Origin of the sequence: Streptomyces hyderabadensis (genome assembly GCF_020404845.1) — a bacterium.
Classification (GTDB): Bacteria; Actinomycetota; Actinomycetes; order Streptomycetales; family Streptomycetaceae; genus Streptomyces; species Streptomyces hyderabadensis.
Genome location: NZ_JAIOJZ010000118.1, coordinates 1 through 3,793 on the forward strand (window position 1 = coordinate 1; position 3,793 = coordinate 3,793).

Annotated in this window: 2 protein-coding genes; one reads left to right on the top strand and one right to left on the bottom strand. The window is 75.7% G+C overall.

The window, feature by feature from the left end:
- The first annotated feature begins 142 nt into the window (after window positions 1-142).
- Window positions 143-3,418 carry an AfsR/SARP family transcriptional regulator gene (locus tag K7854_RS37070; protein ID WP_226030956.1) on the top strand — a complete coding sequence of 1,092 codons (3,276 nt, stop codon included), beginning with the start codon at window positions 143-145 and terminating at the stop codon, window positions 3,416-3,418.
- Here the strand turns inward: K7854_RS37070 and K7854_RS37075 are convergent.
- Window positions 3,405-3,793: NPCBM/NEW2 domain-containing protein (locus K7854_RS37075; protein WP_226030957.1), on the bottom strand; the 389-nt coding region annotated here is incomplete at its 5' end. The two genes, K7854_RS37070 and K7854_RS37075, sit on opposite strands and share 14 nt — an antisense overlap.

Sequence of the window (3,793 nt, forward strand, 5' to 3'; positions counted from 1 at the left end):
TCGCCGCCGCTGCGGGCAGTCGTGCCGCTGGGGCGGCACGGGTGGGCGCAGCGGCACCCCGCAACGCCGGGCTGCGTCCCCGCCCCGGCGCCGACACCCGCGCCGGGTGCCCGCACGCCGCCGGTGCGGCGACAATGACCCCGTGCGGTACAGAATCCTGGGCGTCACCCAGACGGAGGACCACGGCACCGTCGCAAGCCCCGGCGGCCCCCGCCTGCGCGCGCTGCTCGCCGCCCTCGCCCTGCGCCCGGGCGACGTCGTCACGTCCGCCACCCTGATCGACGAGGTCTGGGCGGAGGACGACCCGCCGCAGGACGCCCCGGCCGCCCTCCAGGCCCTCGTCGGCCGCCTCCGCCGTACCGTCGGCAAGGAGGCCGTCGACTCCGTCCCCGGCGGCTACCGGCTCGCGGCGACCCGCGACGACGTGGACCTGAACGTCTTCGAACGCCTCGTACGGCAGGGCCGCACCGCCCTCGAACGCGGCGACGCCGCGACCGCCGCCCGGCACCTGGACGAGGCCCTCGCCCTCTGGCGCGGACCCGCCCTGGCCGACCTCCCCGGTCACGCCGCCGGCCCCGAGGCCCTGCACCTCGACGCGACCCGCGCCCGCATCGAGGCCGGGCTGCGCCTGGGTGACGCCCACGACGCCGTACCGCGGCTGCGCGAACTGACCGCCGCGCACCCCTACGACGAGCCCCTGCACGCCCTCCTCATCTCCGCCCTGCGCGCCACCGGCCGCGACGCCGACGCCCTGGCCGCCTACGAAAGCACCCGCCGCACCCTCGCCGAAGGCCTCGGCACCGAACCCGGGCCCCGACTGCGCGCCCTGCACGCCGAACTGCTCGCCGGGCGGGGCTCGGGACGACCCGCTCCCGAGGGGCGCAAGGGCAACATCAGGCCCCGGCTGACCAGCTTCGTGGGGCGGGAGCTGGAGCTGGACGCCATCCGTTCCGAGCTGCGGGGGGCCCGGCTCGTCACCCTGACCGGGCCGGGCGGGTCCGGGAAGACCCGCCTCGCCGAGGAGGCCGCCGCCGGGCTTCCGCAGGCGTGGCTGGTCGAGCTGGCCCCGCTCGACCGGCCGGAAGCGGTGCCCGGCGCGGTCGTCAACGCCCTCGGACTGCGCGAGACCGTACTGCTGACCGGGGACCGGCCCGCCGTTCACGACGATCCCGTCGCTCTGCTCGTTGAGTACTGCGCCCCGCGCAGTCAACTCCTCGTCCTCGACAACTGCGAACACCTCATCGGCGCGGCGGCCCGGCTCGCCGAGACGCTGCTGACCCGCTGCCCGGGTCTCACCGTCCTCGCCACCAGCCGGGAGCCGCTGGGCGTGCCCGGTGAATCAGTGCGGCCGGTCGAGCCGCTCAGCCCCGAGCAGGCGATCCGTCTCTTCACCGCGCGTGCGACTGCCGTACGGCCCGACGCCGACGTCGTCCTGCGCGACGAGGAGGCCGTCGCCGAGATCTGCCGGCGCCTCGACGGACTGCCGCTCGCCATCGAGCTGGCGGCCGCCCGGCTGCGGCTGCTCACCCCACGGGAGATCGCCGACCGGCTCGACGACCGCTTCCGCCTGCTCACCTCCGGCAGCCGCACCGTCCTGCCCCGCCAGCAGACCCTCCGGGCGGTCGTCGATTGGTCCTGGGACCTCCTCGACGAGGCGGAACGCACCATGCTGCGCGAGCTGTCCGTCTTCGCGGGCGGCTGGGACCTCGCGGCCGCCGAGACCGTGTGCACCGGGCCCGCGGCGGAGCTGGTCGGGGCCCTGGTGGACAAGTCCCTGGTCGTCGCCGACCCGGGCCCCGAAGGCGCCGGCATGCGCTACCGCATGCTGGAGACCATCCACGAGTACGCCGACGAACGCGCCGCCGAGGTTCCGGGGCTGCGGGACGCCGCCGAGCGGGCGCACCGGGCGTGGGCGCGCGCCCTGGCCGAGGAGGCCGACCCGCAACTGCGTTCGGCCGGGCAACTGCCGTACATCTCGCGCCTGGAGACCGAGCACGACAACCTCCGCACGGCCCTCGACCGCTCCCTCACCGCGGGCGACGAGCCCGAGGCCGCCGCCCTCGCGCTCGCCATGGGCTGGTTCTGGTGGCTGCGCAACTACCGCCAGGAGGGGGTCAGGTGGCTGGACCGGGTGCTGCGCCTCGGCGCCGCCCTGGACGCGGAGGGCGGCCGGGTGCCGTCGGCGGACGTCCTCGCCCGGCGGACGGCTGACGCGGACCCCCTCGCGACGCTTCTCGCCGTGCCGGAAGGCGATCCGCCGCATCCGCTCGACCCGCTGCGCATGCGGGTGCGGATCATGCACATCCTCCTCACCTTCGAGAGCGAGTCGAGGGAACGGCTGCTGGACGACCGCATGCGGCGGTACGTGCGCAGAGTGCGGGACCACTTCGCGGTGGGCGGCCCCGAGGCGGCGCGGGTGCCCGGGCTCGTGTGGCCGCTGACCGAGTTCTTCGTCAGCGACTCGGGCGACGTCCGGGGCTCCATGGACGCCTCCGTCGCCAACTGCCGTGCCTACGGGGGCGAGTGGGAGGTCGCCGCCAGCCTCATGTTCCGTACGCACGCGGTGGTCGACATCTCGGGCACTCCGGCGGGCATCGACGACGACCTGGCGGAGATGCGGGTGCTCAGCCGGCGCGTCGGCGACCGTCTGGTGGAGGCCCAGGTGTGCAGCGCTTTCGGCGAGGCCGCCATGGTGCGCGGCCGCTACGAGGAGGCCAGGGCCGAGTACGAGGAGGCGCTGCGGCTCGCCGAGGAGGTGGGCGCCTTCGCGGAGGCGCCGTTCCTCATCGCCCGGCTCGCCGAGATCGCCTACCGCGAGGGGGACCGCGGCACGGCGCTCGGCGCGCTCGACGAGGCCGGCGCCGCCGCCGACCGGTACGGCGTGGTGGACTCCAAGGCCTTCGTACTGATGCTGCGGGCCGGGCTCGCGGTGGTGGACGAGGAGTTCGGACGGGCCCGCGTCCTGTGCGAGGCGGCGCGCGAGGAGTGCCTGCGCGGCACGCCGCCGCCGCAGTTCCTGGCCATGCTGGGGCTCGTGGACGCGCTCGTGACGGCGGGCGAGTCCGGTCCGCGGGAGGCATTGCCGCTGCTGGCGGACACCCTGCGGGTGGCCGTCGAGGAGCGGTGCGCCGAGCTGGTCCTCGCGACCCTCGTGGACAGCGCGGCCGGGCTGCTGAGCGACCTCGGCGACCAGAGCCGCGCGGTACGGCTGCTGGGCGCGGCCGGACACTGGCGCGGCGACCGTCCCCGTCCCCTGCCGGACCGCGCGCACGCCGAGCGGGCCGAGGCCGCCGCCCGCGCTGCCCTCGGCTCCCGGCGGTACGCCGCCGAACTGGCCGCAGGTGCCGTCCTCACGCCCCGGGACGTCACCGTCGAGCTGGTGGCGGCGGTGGGACAGCCCGCCGCTACACGCAGGTGAAGCGGGACCGGGCCCAGTCCGCGAGCGCCAACGAGTCGAAGGGGCTGTGCGGTTCGGTCACCAGCCGCAGCGTCTCGCGCCCCGTGATGTCCACGTGGACCGGCACCGCGGGGTCACCGCCCTTGACCATCCCGGAGTTCCACAGCCGGACGCCGTCGGCCCACACCGAGAAGTGGACCTTGCCCAGCTTCATCGTCAGGTCGTCGATGCCGACCAGCGCGTCGTAGGACGAGCAGTCGCGGTTGAGGTCGATGGTGACCGAGGAGCTTCCGTGGACGGTGACGCCGTGCGCGTACTCCACGTCGGCGACGGACAGGCCGGAGCGCTGCCACACCCAGCTGCTCCCGGCCAGCCGCATCTCGGGGCCGGTGCCGT